14 protein-coding genes are annotated in these 18653 nt (G+C 60.3%); 11 read left to right on the top strand and 3 right to left on the bottom strand.

Going from position 1 to position 18653, the window contains the following annotated elements:
- Positions 1-3: 3 nt before the first annotated feature.
- The gene (locus tag AXF15_RS11965) at positions 4-1548 is read right to left on the bottom strand and encodes an ABC transporter substrate-binding protein (protein ID WP_066607855.1); all 1545 of its coding nucleotides are present in this window, start codon (positions 1546-1548) and stop codon (positions 4-6) included.
- 234 nt (positions 1549-1782) lie between these two features.
- Between AXF15_RS11965 and AXF15_RS11960 the strand changes: the two genes are divergently transcribed.
- Both AXF15_RS11960 and AXF15_RS11955 read left to right on the top strand, forming a co-directional pair.
- Positions 1783-4233: a glycogen/starch/alpha-glucan phosphorylase gene (locus AXF15_RS11960; RefSeq protein WP_066607852.1), complete on the top strand. Its 2451-nt coding sequence runs from the start codon at positions 1783-1785 to the stop codon at positions 4231-4233.
- 222 nt (positions 4234-4455) lie between these two features.
- On the top strand, positions 4456-6639 hold the full coding sequence (locus AXF15_RS11955) for a glutamine synthetase III family protein (RefSeq protein ID WP_066607850.1): 2184 nt from the start codon (positions 4456-4458) through the stop codon (positions 6637-6639).
- A gap of 118 nt (positions 6640-6757) precedes the next feature.
- Here the strand turns inward: AXF15_RS11955 and AXF15_RS11950 are convergent, their stop codons facing one another.
- Positions 6758-7669, bottom strand: a complete 912-nt coding sequence (locus AXF15_RS11950; protein WP_066607847.1) for an esterase/lipase family protein — start codon at positions 7667-7669, stop codon at positions 6758-6760.
- On the bottom strand, positions 7666-8757 hold the full coding sequence (gene mutY, locus AXF15_RS11945; protein WP_066607845.1) for an A/G-specific adenine glycosylase: 1092 nt from the start codon (positions 8755-8757) through the stop codon (positions 7666-7668). The genes AXF15_RS11950 and mutY overlap by 4 nt, the downstream gene beginning before the upstream one ends.
- 190 nt (positions 8758-8947) lie before the next feature.
- Between mutY and AXF15_RS11940 the strand changes: the two genes are divergently transcribed.
- The 9 genes from AXF15_RS11940 (at position 8948) to gpmI (ending at position 18652) form a co-directional block, all read left to right on the top strand.
- On the top strand, positions 8948-9370 hold the full coding sequence (locus AXF15_RS11940) for a hypothetical protein (protein ID WP_151192377.1): 423 nt from the start codon (positions 8948-8950) through the stop codon (positions 9368-9370).
- Positions 9370-11304 (top strand): ABC-F family ATP-binding cassette domain-containing protein, encoded by a 1935-nt coding sequence (locus tag AXF15_RS11935; RefSeq protein WP_066607841.1) that lies wholly within the window; start codon positions 9370-9372, stop codon positions 11302-11304. The genes AXF15_RS11940 and AXF15_RS11935 overlap by 1 nt, the downstream gene beginning before the upstream one ends.
- Before the next feature lie 88 nt (positions 11305-11392).
- A complete protein-coding gene (locus AXF15_RS11930) occupies positions 11393-12595 on the top strand; it encodes a type II secretion system F family protein (protein ID WP_066607837.1) in 1203 nt (400 codons plus the stop codon).
- Positions 12596-12663: 68 nt separating this feature from the next.
- Positions 12664-13557 carry a methylenetetrahydrofolate reductase [NAD(P)H] gene (metF, locus tag AXF15_RS11925; RefSeq protein WP_066607835.1) on the top strand — a complete coding sequence of 298 codons (894 nt, stop codon included), beginning with the start codon at positions 12664-12666 and terminating at the stop codon, positions 13555-13557.
- Positions 13558-13582: 25 nt separating this feature from the next.
- A complete protein-coding gene (locus AXF15_RS11920) occupies positions 13583-14608 on the top strand; it encodes an aspartate-semialdehyde dehydrogenase (protein ID WP_417926402.1) in 1026 nt (341 codons plus the stop codon).
- Between the two features lie 93 nt (positions 14609-14701).
- Entirely contained in the window at positions 14702-15649 is a 948-nt protein-coding gene (locus tag AXF15_RS11915) for an aminotransferase class IV (RefSeq protein ID WP_066607829.1), read from the top strand.
- Between the two features lie 16 nt (positions 15650-15665).
- Positions 15666-16757 carry a glycosyltransferase family 4 protein gene (locus tag AXF15_RS11910; RefSeq protein WP_066607817.1) on the top strand — a complete coding sequence of 364 codons (1092 nt, stop codon included), beginning with the start codon at positions 15666-15668 and terminating at the stop codon, positions 16755-16757.
- A gap of 9 nt (positions 16758-16766) precedes the next feature.
- Entirely contained in the window at positions 16767-17126 is a 360-nt protein-coding gene (gene rsfS, locus AXF15_RS11905) for a ribosome silencing factor (protein WP_066607815.1), read from the top strand.
- Entirely contained in the window at positions 17123-18652 is a 1530-nt protein-coding gene (gpmI, locus tag AXF15_RS11900) for a 2,3-bisphosphoglycerate-independent phosphoglycerate mutase (RefSeq protein ID WP_066607813.1), read from the top strand. Before rsfS ends, gpmI begins: the two co-directional genes overlap by 4 nt.
- Position 18653: the final 1 nt, after the last annotated feature.

Below are 18653 nucleotides of genomic sequence, written 5' to 3'. Positions count from 1 at the left end.
AAGTCATTCCACGACCAGATCTCCGAGATAGGGGAAGTCCATGATGTTGATCACAGGCTCGATATTCACGTTCTTCTTGGTGGCCCAGGACAGATCCTGCCAGTGCAGGGGCACGTAGGCCGCGTCTTCGTAGGCGATGCGTTCCACTTTCTGGAGTATGGCCCTGCGTTTTTCCTTGTCCGTTTCGACATTGGCCTTGTTCACCAGCTCGTCCAGCTTGGCGTTGCAGTAGTTGCCGCTGTTGTACTGGCCCTTGCCCGTTTCCTTGTTGGGACACATGAGCAGGTATTCGGAATAGTTGGCCGAATCCTCCGTGTCCGGGTGCCAGCCCATCATCTGGATGTCGGCCACCTGGGCGTCGAACTCGTCCCAGTACTGGGCCTTGGGCATGGTCTTCAGGCTGACCTTGATGCCGATCTTGGACAGCATGGACACCACGGCCTCGGCGATCTTCTCGTCGTTCACGTAGCGGTTGTTGGGGGCGATCATGGTGCAGGAGAAACCCTTTTCGTACCCGGCCTCCTTCATCAGTTCCCGGGCCTTTTCGAGGTCGAAGCGGGGCTTCAGGTCCGCCACGTAGCCGTCGAAACCCTCGGGCGCCTGCTGATGGGCCGCCGTGGCCGTGCCCTTCATCAGTTTGGCCACGATGCCCGCATTGTCGATGGCCGCGATGACGGCCTGGCGCACCTTCAGATTGGCGAATTCGGGCTTTTTCTTCTGGTTCAGCTGAAAGGTGATGACGCGGCTGCCAGTCATGGTGACCATGTTCACGTCGGCGTTCTTGCGCAGGCGTTCGTAGTCCTGGGGCGGGACGGGCGCGATGAAGTCCACACCGCCGGACAGGAGAGCTGCCGTGCGGGTGGCGTTTTCCTTGATGGGCGTCAGGACGATTTCATCCACGTTGCCCTTGCTGTCCTTGTCCCAGTAGTCGGCGAAGCGCTTGTAGACCATCTTCACGCCGTGTTCGCGGGAAGTCACCATGTACGGCCCGGTGCCGGACTCGTTTTCGTTGGCGAAGGAGTATTCCGTCTTCACGATGGCGTCTTTCGGTTTCCCCTTGGCGTCGGTGCCGGAATAGAACTTGGAATCCATGACGAAGATGTAGGTGGCCATGTTTTCCAGGAGCGGGTAGGGCTCGGTGGTGACGATGTCGATGGTGTGGTCGTCGATGATTTTGGGGGCAGTGAAAATAGTGAAGAGCCCTCTGAATTCCTCGCTTTTCTTCAGGCGGGCCAGGGTCCAGGCCACATCGGCAGCGGTCATGGGATTGCCGGAGTGGAACTTCACGTCCTTGCGCAGGTGAAAGCGCACGGTCAGGGAGTCCAGACGTTCCCATTTGACGGCCAGGCGGGGCTCGAACTTCATGTCCTTGGTCCAGCGGATGAGCGGATCGAAGACCAGATGGTTGTACTGGAGCATGCCGCCCGAGAGCTGCACATGGGGGTCCATGGACTCGGGGTCGGCGTCGAGGGCCATCCTGAGCGTCTTGGCCTGGGCCGCCGTGGCCAGGAAGACAAGAGCCAGAGCGAAAAAGAGCAGTTTCTTCACAAAAGCCTCCTTGAGAAATGAAGTATGCCCGCCCGGAGAGGGACGTCCGTCCGGGTTCCCTATGCGCGCATTTTTCCGCGATGCGCGGCGCCAAGTCCTTTAGCCGAAGTCACGGCGGAACTGAAGCGCCAATTTTCCCGATGCGGATTCTTTCCCGTGAGGGTTTCCGGTATTTTCAGGTTTCTGTCGGGCCAGGATTCTGGTATGTGCGAGGAAAAGAGAAAAGGAGGCGCGATGACAGGCCAGAAGCAAAACCGGACTGTAGAGGCTCTGAAAGACGATATTCAGCGGCATGTGGCTCTGACTCTGGGCAGCGACCCGTTTCCGCCGCGGAAGGAACACTATTATCTGGGATTGTGCTACACCGTGCGGGACCGGCTGGTGGAAAAATGGCTGGATACGCAGCGCAGCTACTACGACGCCATCACCAAACGGGTCTATTACATGTCGCTTGAGTTTCTGCCCGGCCAGTTCCTGATGAACTACATCCAGGCTCTGGGACTGGAGGAGGATTGCCGGGAAGCCGTACGCGATTTCGGCCTGGATCTGGATGATCTGGCCGAGGAGGAATGGAATCCGGGTCTGGGCAACGGCGGGCTCGGCCGGCTGGCCTCCTGCTACATGGATTCCATGGCCACCTGCAGGATTCCCGGCTATGGCTACGGCATCCTCTACGATTACGGTATCTTCTACCAGACCATCGTCAACGGCTTTCAGCAGGAGGGTGCGGACAACTGGCTGCGTCAGGATTCTCCCTGGGTGCTGCGCCGGGGGCATTTCATGTATCCGGTGCATTTTTTCGGCCGCAGCGAGTCCTACCGGGACGGCGCCGGACAGGAGCGGTTCCGCTGGGTGGACACGGAAACGGTCATGGCCATGGCCTGTGACATCATGGTGCCGGGGCACCGGAACGGCAACGTGACCAACATGCGCCTGTGGAAGGCCATTTCCAGCCGGGACTTCGAACTGGAGCACTTCAACCGGGGCGACTACATCGGTGCGGTGCAGGCCAAGGTGGAGAGCGAAAACATCTCCAAGGTGCTCTACCCCAACGACAACAGCCCCGTGGGCAGGGAGCTGCGCCTAAGGCAGCAGTATTTCTTCGTGGCCGCGACGTTTCAGGACATCATGCGGCGGTTCCGCAAGAACAACTATTCTTCTTTCGACTGCCTGCCGGAGCAGGTCACGGTGCAGCTGAACGACACCCATCCGGCCATCGGCATCGCCGAGCTGATGCGCATCCTGGTGGACGAAGAGTCCCTGGTCTGGGAGCGGGCCTGGGACATCTGCCGCAGGACTTTCGCCTACACCAACCACACGGTGCTGCCCGAGGCTCTGGAGGTGTGGCCGGCGGAACTTCTGGGCCGCGTCCTGCCGCGCCATTTGCAGATCATCTTCGAGATCAATCATCATTTTCTGGAGGGCGTGCGGCGGCAGTTCCCCGGCCGCGAGGATCTGGTCCGCTCGGTGTCCATCATCGGGGAGGACGGCGGCAAGCATGTGCGCATGGCGCATCTGGCCATCGTGGGAAGCCATGCGGTCAACGGCGTGGCCGCCCTGCATTCCCGGATCATCCGCGACAAGCTGTTCCGCGACTTCGCATTGATCATGCCGGAAAAATTCACCAACGTGACCAACGGCATCACACCCCGGAGATGGCTGTACCAGTGCAATCCGGCCCTGTCGGAGCTGATTTCCTCGGTCATCGGCGAGAAGTGGGTCACGGATTTATCCCGCCTCGAGGAACTGGCCCCTTACGCCGATGATCCCCAGTTTCAGCTGCGCTGGCAGGAAGTCCGCCGGAGAAACAAAAAGCTGCTGGCCCGGTACGTGTTGCGGAAGCTGGGGCTCGGCATCAACCCGTCCACGCTTTTCGACGTGCACATCAAGCGCATCCACGAGTACAAGCGTCAGCTGCTGAACGTTCTGCACGTGATCACGCTCTACAACCGCCTCCGGGGGCAGAACGGCCAGCCCCATCCGCCGCGCACGGTCTTTTTCGCGGGCAAGGCCGCGCCCGGCTATCAGCAGGCCAAGCTGATCATCAAGCTGATCAACTCCGTGGCCCAGGTGGTCAACGCCGATCCGGCGGTGGGCAGCGTCCTGAAGGTCGTGTTTCTGCCCAACTACTGCGTGTCGCAGGCCGAGCGGATCATTCCCGCGGCGGATCTGTCGCAGCAGATTTCCACGGCGGGCATGGAGGCCTCGGGCACGGGAAATATGAAGTTCGCCCTGAACGGCGCGTTGACCATAGGCACCCTGGACGGGGCCAACGTGGAGATCCGCGAGGCCGTGGGCGAGGAAAACTTCTTCCTGTTCGGCCGCACGGAAGGAGAAGTGGAAACCCTGCGGCGCGAGGGCTACGACCCGCGGGAGATATATGAACAGTCGCTGGAGCTGAAAAAGGCTCTGGACATGATCGCCACCGGAGCGTTCTCGCCGGAGGCTCCGGGGCTTTTCCGGCCCATCGTGGATTCCCTGCTGTCGCATGGAGATTACTACATGATGCTGGCCGACTACGAAGACTACATCAAAGTTCAGAGGCGGGTCGAGGATGCCTATCTGGACGCGGCCGGATGGACGCGCATGTCCATTCTCAATACCGCGCACATGGGCATGTTCTCCAGCGACCGGGCGGTCATGGAATACGCGAGCAATATCTGGAAGGTGGCCCCTCTGCCCTGATGGTTTTCGCGGCGGCCGGAAAAGGCCGCCTTTTTCGTTCGGCCGAGAGCGGGCTTTTCCTCCGGGCGGCCCGGACTTTTTCGTATTGCATGCTCCGGAGATGTCATTTAATCCGCTGCCCGTAATCCCGGCCGCTTACGGTAGCCTGTCCGCGGCGCGGGAGACACTCTGCCCTGAGATCCGGGTGCTTTTCCCCGCGCCAAATTTTTCCGGAGGAATGTCATGAACGGGAATTCGGCCCGCCGCGACGCCATCAAAGCCATCACCGACTACAGAACCACGCACGCGCCCCTGAATTTCAGCGAAACATCGCCCACGGATGTTTTCGGCTGCAACGTGTTCAACGATTCGGTCATGCGCACCCGCCTGCCCAGAAACGTCTACAAATCCCTGAAGAAGACCATGGAGTTCGGGGAAAAGCTGGACCCGTCCGTAGCGGACGTGGTGGCCAACGCCATGAAAGACTGGGCCATAGAGAAGGGCGCGACTCATTTCACCCACGTTTTCTATCCTCTGACCGGGCTCACGGCGGAAAAGCACGATTCCTTTCTCGTCCCGGACGGCAAGGGCGGCGCCGTTTCGGAATTCAGCGGGCACATGCTGATCCAGGGGGAGCCCGACGCGTCCAGTTTCCCTTCGGGCGGCCTGCGCACCACCTTCGAGGCGCGGGGCTACACGGCCTGGGACGTGACCAGCCCGGCCTTCATCCTGGAAAATCCCAACGGCACCTTTTTGTGCATTCCCACGGCCTTCGTGTCTTGGACCGGAGAGGCCCTGGACAAGAAGACACCACTTCTGCGCTCCCTTCAGGCCCTGAACAGGCAGGCCAAGCGCGTACTGAAGCTCTTCGGCGTGGAGACCAGGCTCCCCGTGACCTGCTACGCCGGAGTGGAGCAGGAATATTTTCTCATCGACCGCCATTTCGCCTTTGCCCGGCCCGATCTGCTCATCGCCGGGCGGACGCTTTTCGGGGCCAAGCCCGCCAAGGGGCAGGAATTCGAGGACCAGTATTTCGGAGTGACGCCGCGCCGCGTCCTGGCTTTCATGATGGAGGCCGAGCGAGATCTGTACAAGCTCGGTGTGCCGGTCAAAACCCGCCACAACGAGACGGCGCCCAGCCAGTTCGAGATCGCGCCCATCTACGAGCCCGGCAATCTGGCCACGGACCACAACCAGCTGATCATGACCATCCTGCGTACGGTAGCCAAGCGCTACGGCATGATGTGCCTGCTGCACGAAAAGCCCTTTGCCGGCATCAACGGCTCGGGCAAGCATCTCAACTATTCCATCGGCAACGAGGAAGTGGGCGGCCTGTTCGATCCCGGCGACACGCCGCATGAAAACGCCCAGTTTCTGGTGTTCTGCGCCGCGGTCATCCGCGCCGTGCACAGACACGGAGCCCTGCTGCGGGCCACCGTGGCCACGGCCTCCAACGATCACCGCTTGGGAGCCCATGAAGCCCCCCCGGCCATCATATCCGTTTATCTGGGAGACAATCTGACCAGCGTGTTCGAGCAGATCAAAAAGGGCAAGGTGGAGGGGTCGAAGCAGAAGTCCATCATGAACGTGGGTGTGGACACCCTGCCGCCTCTACCCATTGACCCGGGTGACCGCAACCGGACCAGCCCCTTCGCCTTCACCGGCAACCGCTTCGAATTCCGGGCCGTGGGCTCGTCCATGTCCGTGGCCGGCTCTCTGGTGGCGCTCAACACCATGGTGGCCGAGTCGCTCGACTATATGGCCACGGAACTGGAGGCGGCCACAGGCGGCGACTCCTCAAAGCTCAACGCGGCCGTGCAGACCCTGCTGCAGAAGGTCATCACGGAACACGACAGTGTCATCTTCAACGGCGACGGCTATTCCGTGAAATGGCAGGAAGAGGCCGCCCGGCGCGGTCTGCCGAATCTGAGGACCACGCCCGAAGCCCTCCCGGCCATCAGCAGCCTCGCCTCCGTCGAGCTTTTTGCCCGCTACAATGTGCTGAGCGCGAACGAACTGTTCTCCCGCGAGGAAATCTATACCGAGCAGTACTGCAAGACCATCGAGACCGAGGCCAATCTGATGCTGCGCATCGCCAAGACCATCATTTTCCCGGCGGCCGTGCGCTACCAGAACGAACTGGCCCAGGCCTGTGCGAACCTGAAGGCCATCGGCAAGGAGTACGGCACCACCACCCTGGACCAGCTCACGGCCAATCTGCGCGCCATGCAGAAGGTCACCTATGAGTTGCAGGCTCTGATGGAAGGGGACAAGGGTGTCGACAGCCAGGCCCAGGCCAGATTCTACTGCCATACCATCCTGCCCGCCATGCGGGAGGTCAGGAAGCATTCCGACCTGCTGGAAACCATTATCGCCGACGATTTGTGGGAACTGCCCAGCTATCAGGAAATGCTGTTCATTCGTTAGACAGTATTCTCGTTACGGAAACATCCGGGCCGCGGGTCCTTCCGCCGATGCGGCGGGAGATTGCCCGCGGTCCAGACGCGTTTTGGCGGCTACTTTTTCCGCAGGGAAAAGTCTGCCTTCAGTTGCCTGAAACTTCCCGCATCCATCGCTTTGCATCTTCGAAGACGCTTTCGGCGTACAGCATGGAAACATGGCTGACGGGCGCCGTTTCTTTTTCGACCCAGCCCGGCGCGGAGCAGTGCAGGGCATCGCTTGGCAGAACCAGACCATCCACCGGGGAATACAGGGCCAGGGAGCGGACATGGCCGGGATGGGGCAAGGCGGCCAGACGCCGGACGGTTTCGCCGTCGTATTGCAGATACCTCCCCAAAGACTGAAAAGCGAAAGGGGAGAGCTTGCTGCCGCCGAAGGGTGCTCCGAGGGTGACCACGGAACGTACGTTTTCCGGTGTTTCCATGCTGCCCAGAGCCGCCCGCAGAAGCAGTCCGCCCAGACTGTGCCCCACCAAGTGGATATTCCGGCCGGGATTTCGGGCCGCCAGATCGCGCAGATATTCCTGCAGATCCCGGACGACTTCTTCCAGCTCCGTCCCCCAGCTGGAGTAGGAAAAGCAGGCCGTGGCATAGCCTTTGGAATGAAGCCGGTGGCGGAAGAGTGCCCAGGCCCCGGCGTTGTGGAAAAGGCCGTGAACCATGACCACCAGATCTTTCCCGGATGTCGGCCTGCTCCAGAGCCCCGGCCAGAGACCCAGAGGATACAGGCAGAACATGGCGGCCTGGGAGAGGATGCCAAGGGGCGCGGCACGCAGGCACAGGTTCAGAAGGGGCATGGCGGGTTTTCCCGTCCGGGTGCTTTCTTCGTAGCAGAACAGGGCCGAGCTGATGAGAGTGCCCAGAACGGAGACGCCGAAGATGAGGGCGATCACGGTGCCCAGAAGCGGCGCGGCCAGGGCGAAGACGAGCCCGCCGACGGCCGCCGCAATGAGTACCGCCAGGGCGGTCAGGACAAGAAGAATGGTGAAGGTGGTCATGAGTTGGTCTCCATTTCGAATTTGCGCAACAGGGACAGGTGTTCGACGAGTTTCCGGTGCCCGGCGGGAAAGGCCAGACTGCACACTTCTTCCCAGGTGGACCAGCGGTATTCCTGGGCCGCGGTGAGCGCGACGGGAGCCACGGTCTCGGCTTCGACGAAGAAGGCGTGCAGGGTGATCCGGTATCTGGTGTAGGAATGTTTGAATCTTCCGATGGGTGCCGGGCGGGAGACGGTCAGGCCCGTTTCCTCCAGATACTCACGGATGACCGCCTGTTCCGGACTCTCGCCCTGTTCCACCACGCCGCCGGGAAATTCCCACAGGTTTCCCCAGACATCGTCGCTCAGGCGTTTCTGTACGAAGAATCTGCCTTCGCGCCGGAGCACGCCGGTGGCCATGTCCAGAAAAATGGGTTTTGCAGGCGGCCGGAGCACGGGGCGCTGATCCACCACGCCTTCCCGGAGGGCGGCGCAGAATTCCCGTACCGGACAGACGGGACAGCCGGGCGTCCGGGGAGAGCAGAGCAGGCTGCCAAACTCCATGACGGCCTGATTGAAGATTCTGGCCTGGCCCGGAGGAAGCAGGGCTTCGCAGATTTCTTCTATCCGCTTTCTGGTGTCGCGGTTTTTCACGGGCGTATCGATATTATAGAGCCTGCTGCAGACGCGCTCCACATTGGCGTCCACCACACAGACGTCCCGCTCGAAGGCGATGCTGGCAATGGCCCGGGCCGTGTACGGGCCGATGCCCGGAAGCTTCTGCAGCTCCTCCGGCGTGGAGGGAAAACAGCCGCCGTGCACGGAGCACAGGATGCAGGCGGCCCTGTGCAGATTGCGGGCCCGGGAGTAGTATCCGAGCCCCTCCCACAGCTTGAGCACATCGTCCTCGCGGGCTTCGGCCAGGGCCTCCACATCGGGGAGTTTTCGCATCCAGCGGTTGAAGTACTCCACGCCGCGCTCCATCTGGGTCTGCTGCAGCATGATCTCCGAAATCCAGACGTGATACGGGCTGTAGGTTCTGCGCCAGGGAAGGTCCCGCTGGTGGCGCGTAAACCAGTCCATGAGAAGATGGGAGAGAGTGTTGTCCATGGTTGGCACTGCTGAAGTTGGTCCCCGCCGCTAACGTATTTTCCGCCGGAGAGGAAATATGTAAGAAGCGTGTATTCCAGCCGGTGCGGGCTCCGGGCAAAGAGCTTGTCAGTCCGGCGCGGAGCGTTCTATGGGAAACTTTCTTTTTTGTTGGCCGCAGCCCGGCCGTAAACTGCCTGTGGAGGAAAATATGGATTTGGTCGCCTTTGCCCAGAAAATGGAAGCCGTGCTCAAAAAAGCGGCTTCGGAGTACGAACCCATTTCCCCCGCCGCAGAGGACGGTGCTCTGTGGGGTTTCGAACTGGGTGAGGAGGGCAGCGGGTTTCTGTCTCTGGAACCCAATCAGGGCACCTTTGATCTGCCCACGGTCACGGTGTCCCTGTCTCTTGGTCCCATTGAGGACGCGGGCAGGGAGGATCTGCTGGATCTGCTGACCCTGAACGGCGATCTGCTCGGAGCCTCGCTGACCGTCACCCCGCCGCTGGGCGATGAGCAGGAAGAATTTCTGATGCTGCAGACCAAGTTCCCGGCCGAAGAGTTTTCCGAGGATATGTTCAACAAGTCTGTCACGTCCCTGATGACGCAGATATCCATCTTTTTCGAAGCCGAGTAATGTCCAGAATCACGGTTCAGGCGGTCTCCAAGGCGTATTCCGGGGTGGATCTGTTCTCCGGGCTGTCTCTGGAGGTTCATTCCGGAACGCGGCTGGCTCTGGTGGGTCCCAATGGCTGCGGAAAATCCACTTTGCTCAAGATCATGGCTGGAGAGGTTTCTCCCGACAGCGGCCGGGTCAGTACGCCCAAGGGCGCTCAGATCGGGTTCGTGCGTCAGGATCTGGGCCGGGCGGATCTGGAGAAAAGACTCGAGGATTTCGTGCTGGAGGTGCTGCCCTCCTGGGCTGAGTTCTGGATGGACTGGAAGACGGCCTTGGAAAAGGGCGACGATGCGGCTCTGATGGAACTGCATCACCGGCAGGCGGAGCTGGAACACCAATACGGCTACAATCCCGAACACCGGGCCCATGCCATTCTGTCCGGCCTGGGCTTTGCCCCGGCCGCCTTTTCCCGGACCTTGGGAGAACTGAGCGGTGGCTGGCGGGAGCGGGCCAAGCTGGCCCGGGTGCTGGTGGCCGGGGCTGATATCCTTTTTCTGGACGAGCCGACCAACCATCTGGACCTGGAAGCGGTGGAGTGGCTTGAGTCCTATGTGCAGAGTTTTCAGGGCGCTCTCGTCTTTGTGGCCCATGACCGCTATTTTCTGGACCGCTGCGCCAACAGGGTGCTTTTTCTCGGCGGAGAAAAACCCGTGCTGCGCGACGGCAACTTTTCGCAGTTTCTGGAATGGAATGCCGAGCGCGGGGAGCAGAACCGGCGCCAGGCGGAAAAACTGCGGGCGGAAATCGGCCGCAACCAGGCTTTTGTGGACCGTTTCCGGGCCAAGGCCACCAAGGCCAGGCAGGCCCAGAGCCGGCTGGTGCGGATCGGCAGGCTGCAGGGTGAACTGGACGGGATCGCGCCTGAAGTCCGTACCCGGACTCTGTCCTTTTCCTGGCCCGAGCCCGAGCGAGGCAACCAGACGGTACTCTCGGCCGTGGACCTGTCCTTTTCCTTTCCGGATGCGGAGCTGTTTTCCGGTCTGACTTTTCATCTGTACCGCGGCCAGAAGATCGGTCTGGTCGGCCCCAACGGCCGCGGCAAATCCACCCTGATCAAGCTCATCACTGGCGGACTTGCACCCACGCGGGGCAGGGTTTCGCTGGGATCATCCATCGTGACCGGCTATTTCAGCCAGCACCAGACGGATATTCTGCGTCCGACCCAGACAGTCATGGCCGAGATACGGCGTCTGGCCTCTCCCTCCAGCTCGGATTTCCAGCTCAAGTCCGTGCTCGGGCTCTTCATGCTGGGCGAACGGTACTGGGAAAAGAAGGTGGAGGAATTGAGCGGCGGGGAAAAGAACCGGCTGGTTCTGGCCAGCCTTTTCCTCAGCCGAGCCAACTTTCTGGTTCTGGACGAGCCGACCAACCATCTGGACATGGAAAGCCGGGAAGCCCTGATCGAGGCCCTGTGCGCCTATTCCGGGACCATGCTGGCCGTGGCCCATGACCGCTATCTGCTGTCGGAAGTGGTCAACGAAATCTGGGAACTCACGCCGCAGGGTATAGAAGTTCACCAGTGCGGGTTTGACGAGTATCACGCCCGCAAAAAGGAAGAGAATGATGCAGAGGCGCGGCAGCCCAAAGCAGCCCGGCAGGATCAGAAACAGAGAAAGCGGGAGGAGGCCGAACTGCGGAACCGGATTCATCAGCAGGTCAGACCCCTCAGGAAAAAATACGAAAAATTTGAAGCCCAGCTAGAGGCCAATCTCGCGGAACAGGGCGAACTTGAGGTTCTGCTGGCGGATCCGGCCACCTATGCCGATGTGGAACGGTCCGGTGAACTGGGACGGAAGTTCACCCGGCTGCAGGAAAAAGCCGAGGAGTTCATGTCGGAACTGGCTTATCTGGAGAAGGAACTGCAGGAACTGGAAGGGCAAAAGACGGATTGAAGGAGAAGCTCAGATTAGCCCCTTGATATATTTACGTGTTGGGAGCATTGTAATCCCATATTTTGACTTTTTTCTGGAGAATATCTGTATGGCTATTTTTATCTACAAGGCAAAGGCTCGTAACGGAAGAACCGTCAAGGGGGACCTTGATGCTCCCAGTCTGGAATTTGCGGAAAATATTCTGCGCCGGAAAGGATATTCTCTTGTCTGGGTCAAACCCAGACCCAAGGATTTGCTGGAGGGGACTCCCCTTGAGGGCGGCGTTTCGGACCGCGATATGGTGGTTTTCAGCCGTCAGTTCGCCACCATGATCAACGCTGGCGTGCCTATCCTGCAAGCGCTGCAGATCATGTGTGAACAGACCGAAAATAGTAAATTGCGCCGCAAGCTGTATTCCGTGCGTAACGATATCGAAGGCGGCAGCTCTCTCTATGAGGCTTTGAAGAAACATCCCGATGTTTTTGACGCCCTCTACACAAACATGGTCAATGCGGGTGAAACCGGCGGTATTCTGGATATTGTTCTGCTGCGGTTGTCCGAATACATAGAGAAGGCGGCTAAGCTCAAAGCCAAGATCAAAGGGGCCATGATTTACCCTGGCGTGGTTGTGACAGTGGCAGTTGCCGTTGTCGCAATTATTCTTATTTTTGTTATTCCCACCTTTGAGCAGATGTTTCGAAGTTTCGGTTCTGCGTTACCTTTGCCGACCCAGATTGTTATTGATCTCAGTAGATTCGTCACCGAGAATATTCTGTGGCTGGTAATTGGGTTCATCCTTTTTCTGGTGGGATTCCGCTTTTTCTACAAATGGGAACAGGGAAAGATACTGGTAGACCGTTGGATACTGTTTCTGCCTATTTTTGGTCCTTTACTCCGCAAGGCCGCCGTGGCCAAGTTCAGCCGGACGTTTTCCACCATGGTATCAAGCGGCGTACCCATCCTGAGCGCATTGGATATCGTCGCCAAGACATCGGGCAACAAAACCGTGGAACTGGGGGTGCTCGAGGCCAAGAAATCCATTGCCGAAGGCCAGACTTTGGCCGAGCCATTGGAAGACACGGGTGTATTCCCGCCTATGGTTATTCACATGATTTCCATCGGCGAAACAACGGGTTCTTTGGACTCCATGCTGGCCAAAATTGCGGATTTTTATGACGATGAAGTGGATGTTGCGGTGGAGACTCTGACCTCGCTCATTGAGCCTTTGATGATCGTATTTCTGGGCGTCGTGGTGGGTGGACTAGTGGTCAGCATGTATTTGCCCATATTCTCCATCGGCGATGTTATATAGTTCTGCTGTGGGGTTTAGGTCCGAAGAGGCGGTCCGCAAAACAACAATGGCATTAGCGGAGGGTGACTGTGCGCATTGCCGAACTGCTCCAGCGGCGGGAGCCGTTTCTGTCGCTGGAGTTTTTTCCTCCCAAAGACCGGGCGCAGTGGCCCGGTTTTTTTGATGTCGTTCGGGAACTCAAGGTCCTGGCGCCTGTTTTTTGTTCCGTAACCTACGGGGCTGGCGGCAGCACCCGGCATAACACGCTGGAAATAGCGGCCCGCCTGAAACAGGAATACATGCTGGAGCCGCTGTTGCACCTGACCTGCGTGGGTGCGCATCGCACCGGGCTCAGCTCTTTTCTGGAAGACGTCGCGGATTCCGGGTGTGAAAATATTCTGGCTCTGCGAGGGGATCCTCCTCGCGGCGAAACCACTTTCATCCCCGACAGCGAGGACTTCCGGCACGGCTGTGATCTGGTGCACTTTATCCGCGATGGCTTCCCCCGGTTTTGCGTTGGTGTGGCCGGATATCCGGAGAAGCATCCGGAAGCGCCGTCCATGGAGCGTGATATCGCGTGGCTGCGGCACAAAGTCCAGTGTGGAGCGGATTTCGTCATCACCCAGCTTTTCTTCGATAACAACGCTTATTTCCGCTTTGTGGATCAGGCCCGGTCAGCGGGAGTGACTGTCCCCATCATTCCAGGGGTACTGCCGGTGCGGAATCTGGCGGCCCTGAAGCGCATGCTCGGTTTTTGCGGGGCTTCTGTTCCGGAAGGATACATGCGCGATCTGGAACACGTTCAGCATGTCTACGGCGACAGTGGGGTGCGTGGTCTGGGGCTTGGGTTTGCCAAGGCGCAGATTCGGGATCTGCTTGACCGCGGCGCGCCCGGAGTGCATCTGTACACTCTGAACAGGGCCGATACCTGTCTGGAAATCTGGAAGGATTCCACCGTGCGGGATACGCATTCGGATTGCTGAAAACGCTCATTTACTGGAGGGAATGATGGCCAAGAAACCGGTGGTGGCCGTGGTGGGCGCGACAGGCGCCGTGGGACGGGAGATGCTCGATACATTGGTCCGGCGCGATTTTCCTCATGCGGAAGTGCGTGCCCTGGCTTCTTCCCGCTCGGCAGGCACGCCCGTGGAATGCGGCTCCCGTTCCCTGACTGTGCAGGAACTGACGGAAGATTCCTTCGTCGGCGTGGACTTGGCCATTTTTTCCGCGGGCGGCAGCACTTCGGAGAAGTTTGCGCCCTGCGCCGTCAAGGCGGGATGTGTGGTGGTGGACAACTCCAGTGCCTGGCGCATGGACTCGGCCGTGCCGCTGGTGGTGCCCGAGGTCAATCCGGATGATCTGGCCTGGCACAAGGGCATCATCGCCAATCCCAACTGTTCCACCATTCAGATGGTAGCGGTGCTCAAGCCCCTGCACGATGCCGCGCGCATCAGGCGGGTGGTGGTCTCCACCTATCAGGCCGTGTCGGGCACGGGACAGAAGGCCATTGCCGAGCTGGAGTCCCAGGTGCGGCAGCTTTTCAACGGGCAGGAGACGGCCAGTGAGGTTTATCCGTATCGCATCGCCTTCAACTGTCTGCCCCAGATCGACGTCTTCCTGGACAACGAGTACACCAAGGAAGAAATGAAGATGGTGCTGGAGACCACGAAAATTTTGGGCGACGACACCGTCCGGGTGACCGCGACCACGGTTCGGGTACCCGTTTTCTACGGACACAGTGAGAGCGTGAACATCGAGACGGAGAAAAAGCTGAGCCCGCAGGAAGCCAGAGCCATTTTGTCCCAGGCTCCGGGCATTCGCGTGTACGATAATCCCGGTGAGAAGATCTATCCCATGCCCGTTGTGGCCGCCGGGGAGGACGATATTTTCGTGGGGCGCATCCGCGAGGACGAGAGTATCGCCAACGGCCTGAACATGTTTATTGTGGCTGACAACATCCGCAAGGGTGCCGCCCTGAACGCGGTGCAGATAGCCGAAGCCCTGCTGGAAAGAAATCTGCTGCGTGTGCCGTAATCCTCCGTCCACTGGTGGAGAACCGCGCGGAAATGCAATCTGTTTCGATACGCCCCGGCCAACGGGGCGTTGTCGCTTGTGGAGGAGATAGCCATGGCCGAATTGGGATCCGAAGAACTGTTCTGGGAGCGGGTGCTGTCCCTGCCCCGCTCCGGTGAGGAAAACATCCTGGCCTTTTACGACCACCGGTTGGGGGCGATCTTCACCAATCCCCGGCTTATGCTCATCCCGCTGGATGATCATCTGGTACATCGGGGGGACGGGATTTTCGAGGCCTTGCGTTTCGAGGACGGAGCCATCTACCAGCTGGATGAACACCTTGACCGTTTGCAGCGTTCGGCCCAGGCCATCGGGCTTGAGCCGCCGGTGACGAAGGTGGAGCTGGACAAACTCATTCGGCAGGTCTGTCTGGCTGGCCAGGCAGATGCGGGGAATGTGATGGTGCTGGTGGGCCGTGGTCCTGGAGGATTCGCTCTGGATATCCGCGAATGCCCGGCCCCGAGCTTGTACATCGTGGCCAGGCGTTCGGCGCCCAGACCCGAAGATTTCTGGGCTGCCGGAGTCAGCGCCGTGCGGACGCGCATCCCGGCCAAGCAGGGCTGGATGTCCCGAATCAAGAGCGTGAATTATCTGCCCAATGTGCTGATGAAAAAAGATGCCGTGGACCAGGGCGCGGAATTTCCCTTGTGCTTTGACGACGAGGGCTTTCTGGCCGAGGGTTCCACGGAAAACGCGGTGCTGGTGGACGGCGAGGGGACGCTGGTGGTGCCGGAACTGCGTAACGCTCTTCCCGGAACCACTCTGCTCAGGGCCATGCGTCTGGCCGGGGAGATCATGCCGGTGATGAGCCGCCCCGTACTCGAGGACGAGTTGTATGATTGCCGCGAGATCATTCTGCTCGGCACCAGCATCGACGCCGTGGGCGTGGTGCGCTATAATGGACGGGTCATCGGAAACGGGCGGCCGGGGCCTGTGAGCGCGGAACTGCGCCGGATGCTCGTGGCCGACCGCAAGGCCCACGGCCAGCCGCTTCGGGGATAAGAGGCGGCCCGCCGTTATGGAGAATGCGCCGCCGCTTCGCGTCATGCATCTGGACCTGGGCATGGAATACCGGGGCGGGCAGCGGCAGGTCCTGTATCTGGCCGGAGAGCAGCTTCGGCAGGGTTATGATGTGCGCGTGGCGGCTCCGGCCGGAGCGCCTGTTCTCCTGGAGGCCGGAAAGCGCGGCCTGCCCACGCTGGTTTTGCCCCGCCGGTTCGATTTTCATCCGCGAAACGCCGTCTTCCTGCTCAAAAATCTGCTTCCCCGCGAGATCCTGCACACCCATGACGCCCGCGCGGCCTCTCTGGGCGCTATTTGCGCTTTTTTACGCCGTGGCCTTGTGCTGATGCATACCCGGCGGGTTTCCTATGCTCTGGGGTCCGGCTGGAGCAGATGGAAATATCGTCTGGGGCGTCTGGTGATCTGCGTCAGCCGGGAAGTGGAAGAACGGGTCGCGGCGGCGGGTGTCAGGCGCACGGTGGTCATTCCAAGTGCCATCCCGCTAGATCGGTTCACCAGGCTGCCGCGCCGGGCCAACAATGGACGCCTTGGCATTATCGGCGCCCTTTCTCCCCAGAAAGGGCATGCCCAGCTTCTTCGCGCTCTGGCTTCGATGGAAGAACCCCCTGAAATCTGGATTGTCGGCGAGGGCAAGCTCGGGCCATCCTTGCGGGAGCTCGCGGCACGGCTGGGGCTTGAGGAGCGGATTGTCTGGAAAGGATGGGTGGAAAGTTCGGAAGTCATGCCGCATCTGGACATACTGGTGGTGCCATCGGCCCACGGGGAGGGATCGAGCGGTGTGATCAAGGAAGGCTGGGCCGCCGGAGTGCCGGTGGTGTGTTCCAATCTGGCCTCCAATCTTGAACTGGTCAGGGATGGCGAAAACGGCTTGGTTTTTGAAAACGGCAGACCGCAACGACTGGCCGAACAACTGAACCGGCTGCGCCGGGAGCCGGAACTCGCCGCACATCTGGTCCGGAACGGCCGGGAAAGCGTGCGGGCCTTTGGCATTGACCGGATGTACGCAGCCTATCATCAGGCATATCATTGCTCTGCAAGCGGATTTGCCCTAAATGGGGCGCGTGCGGATCATATTGAAGGAGTGTGACAGGCAGCCATGGAAGAAAAAATCGGGCTGATCGCGGCTTGGCTGGCGGATAAGAAAGGGACGGCCATCAGCGCTTTGGATCTGCGGGGTGTGTCGGGCCTGACTGAGGCCATGATTTTTGCTACGGCCCGCTCGGCCAGGCATGCCCAGGCTCTGGGCGAGGAGCTCATGGAGCGTTTCCGCGAACGCAGGTGGGAAATCCTGGGCGTGGAAGGCATGACGCAGGGCCAGTGGGTACTTCTGGATGGAAACGACGTGATTGTGCATATTTTTCAGGACGAGGTGCGGTCCCTGTTCAACATGGAGGGCCTCTACGCCAAGGCACCCAGATTCCCCCTGACCATCGAAGACAGTGAGGCGCGGCCATGAGCGCTCCGTGCGTGCTGCTGATTCTGGACGGGTGGGGCAAGGCCGCGCCGGGGCCGGGCAACGCGGTCAGTCTGGCCCGGACGCCCAACATGGACCGTCTGTTCAGGGAATGCCCTCATGGAGAGCTCAAGTGCATGGGCCGGGATGTGGGGCTGCCCGACGGGCTCATGGGCAATTCCGAGGTGGGGCATCTGAATCTCGGAGCTGGGCGCATCGTCTATCAGGACATCATGCGTATCGACATGGCCATTGAAAGCGGTGAACTGGCCCGGAACACGGAACTGCTGCGTCTGGCCCGAAGCGTCAGAGAAAGCACGGGCCGCGCGCATCTGCTGGGGCTGGTGTCCGACGGCGGCGTGCACAGCATGCAGACGCATCTGGACGCACTGGTACGCATCCTGGCCGACGAAGGCGTGCGCGACATCTGCATACACGCCTTTCTGGACGGCCGGGATACGCCGCCGCGAAGCGGGCTGGGGTATATCCAGACTCTGGAGGAATCGCTCGCGAAGATGGGTGCCGGGCGCATTGCCACGGTATCGGGGCGGTATTACGCCATGGACCGGGACCAGCGCTGGGAGCGGGTGCAACTGGCCTATGACGCCCTGACCCGGGGGATGGGCCCCATCGCTTCGAGTGCCATGCAGGCCGTGGAGGAGGCGTACGCCGCCGGAGAGAGCGACGAGTTCGTGAAGCCGCGGGTGATCCTGCGTGATGGTGCGCCCTCCGGTCTGGTGGGAGACGGAGACGGAGTGCTGTTTTTCAATTTCCGGGCTGACCGGGCGCGGGAAATGGTCCGCGCGCTGACCACCGAAGAATTTACGGGTTTCGAGCGGGGCCGGAAACCTGATCTGTGCACCTGCGCGACCATGACTCTTTATGATAACGCCTTTGACCTGCCGGTGCTCTTTCCTCCGGCGGGCATGGACCGCATTCTGGGGCAGGTTCTGTCCGAACGCGGCTTGCGGCAGCTGCGCACGGCGGAGACGGAAAAATACGCCCATGTGACCTACTTTTTCAACGGCGGCCGGGAAACGCCCTTTGAGGGTGAGGACCGGCAGCTTCTGCCTTCACCGCGGGATGTGGCCACCTACGATCAGAAGCCGGAGATGAGTGTGCGCCAGGTAACAGCAACTTTGCTGAACGCGCTCGACTCGGGGCAATATGCGTTCATCGTCTGCAATTTCGCCAATCTGGACATGGTCGGCCACACGGGTGTCATTCCCGCGGCGGTTCAGGCCTGCGAGGCGGTGGACGAATGCCTGGGGCTGGTCATGGACAAGGTGCGGAGTCTGGGCGGAACGCTTCTGGTCACGGCCGATCACGGCAACGCCGAGGACATGCTGGATGAGGCCGGCAACATGAAGACCTCCCACAGCCTGAATCCGGTGCCCTTCGTCTATTGCGGGCCGGAGCGGGTGCGGGTGCGCGACGGACGGCTGGCTGACGTGGCTCCCACGGTGCTGGCCGTGCTGGGCCTGCCCAAACCCGATGAAATGACCGGCGCGAGTCTGCTGGATGTGTGAA

The sequence above is a fragment of the Desulfomicrobium orale DSM 12838 genome (assembly GCF_001553625.1).
In the GTDB taxonomy this organism is placed as follows: Bacteria; Desulfobacterota; Desulfovibrionia; order Desulfovibrionales; family Desulfomicrobiaceae; genus Desulfomicrobium; species Desulfomicrobium orale.
This window is presented reverse-complemented; position numbering and strand designations above follow the sequence as displayed.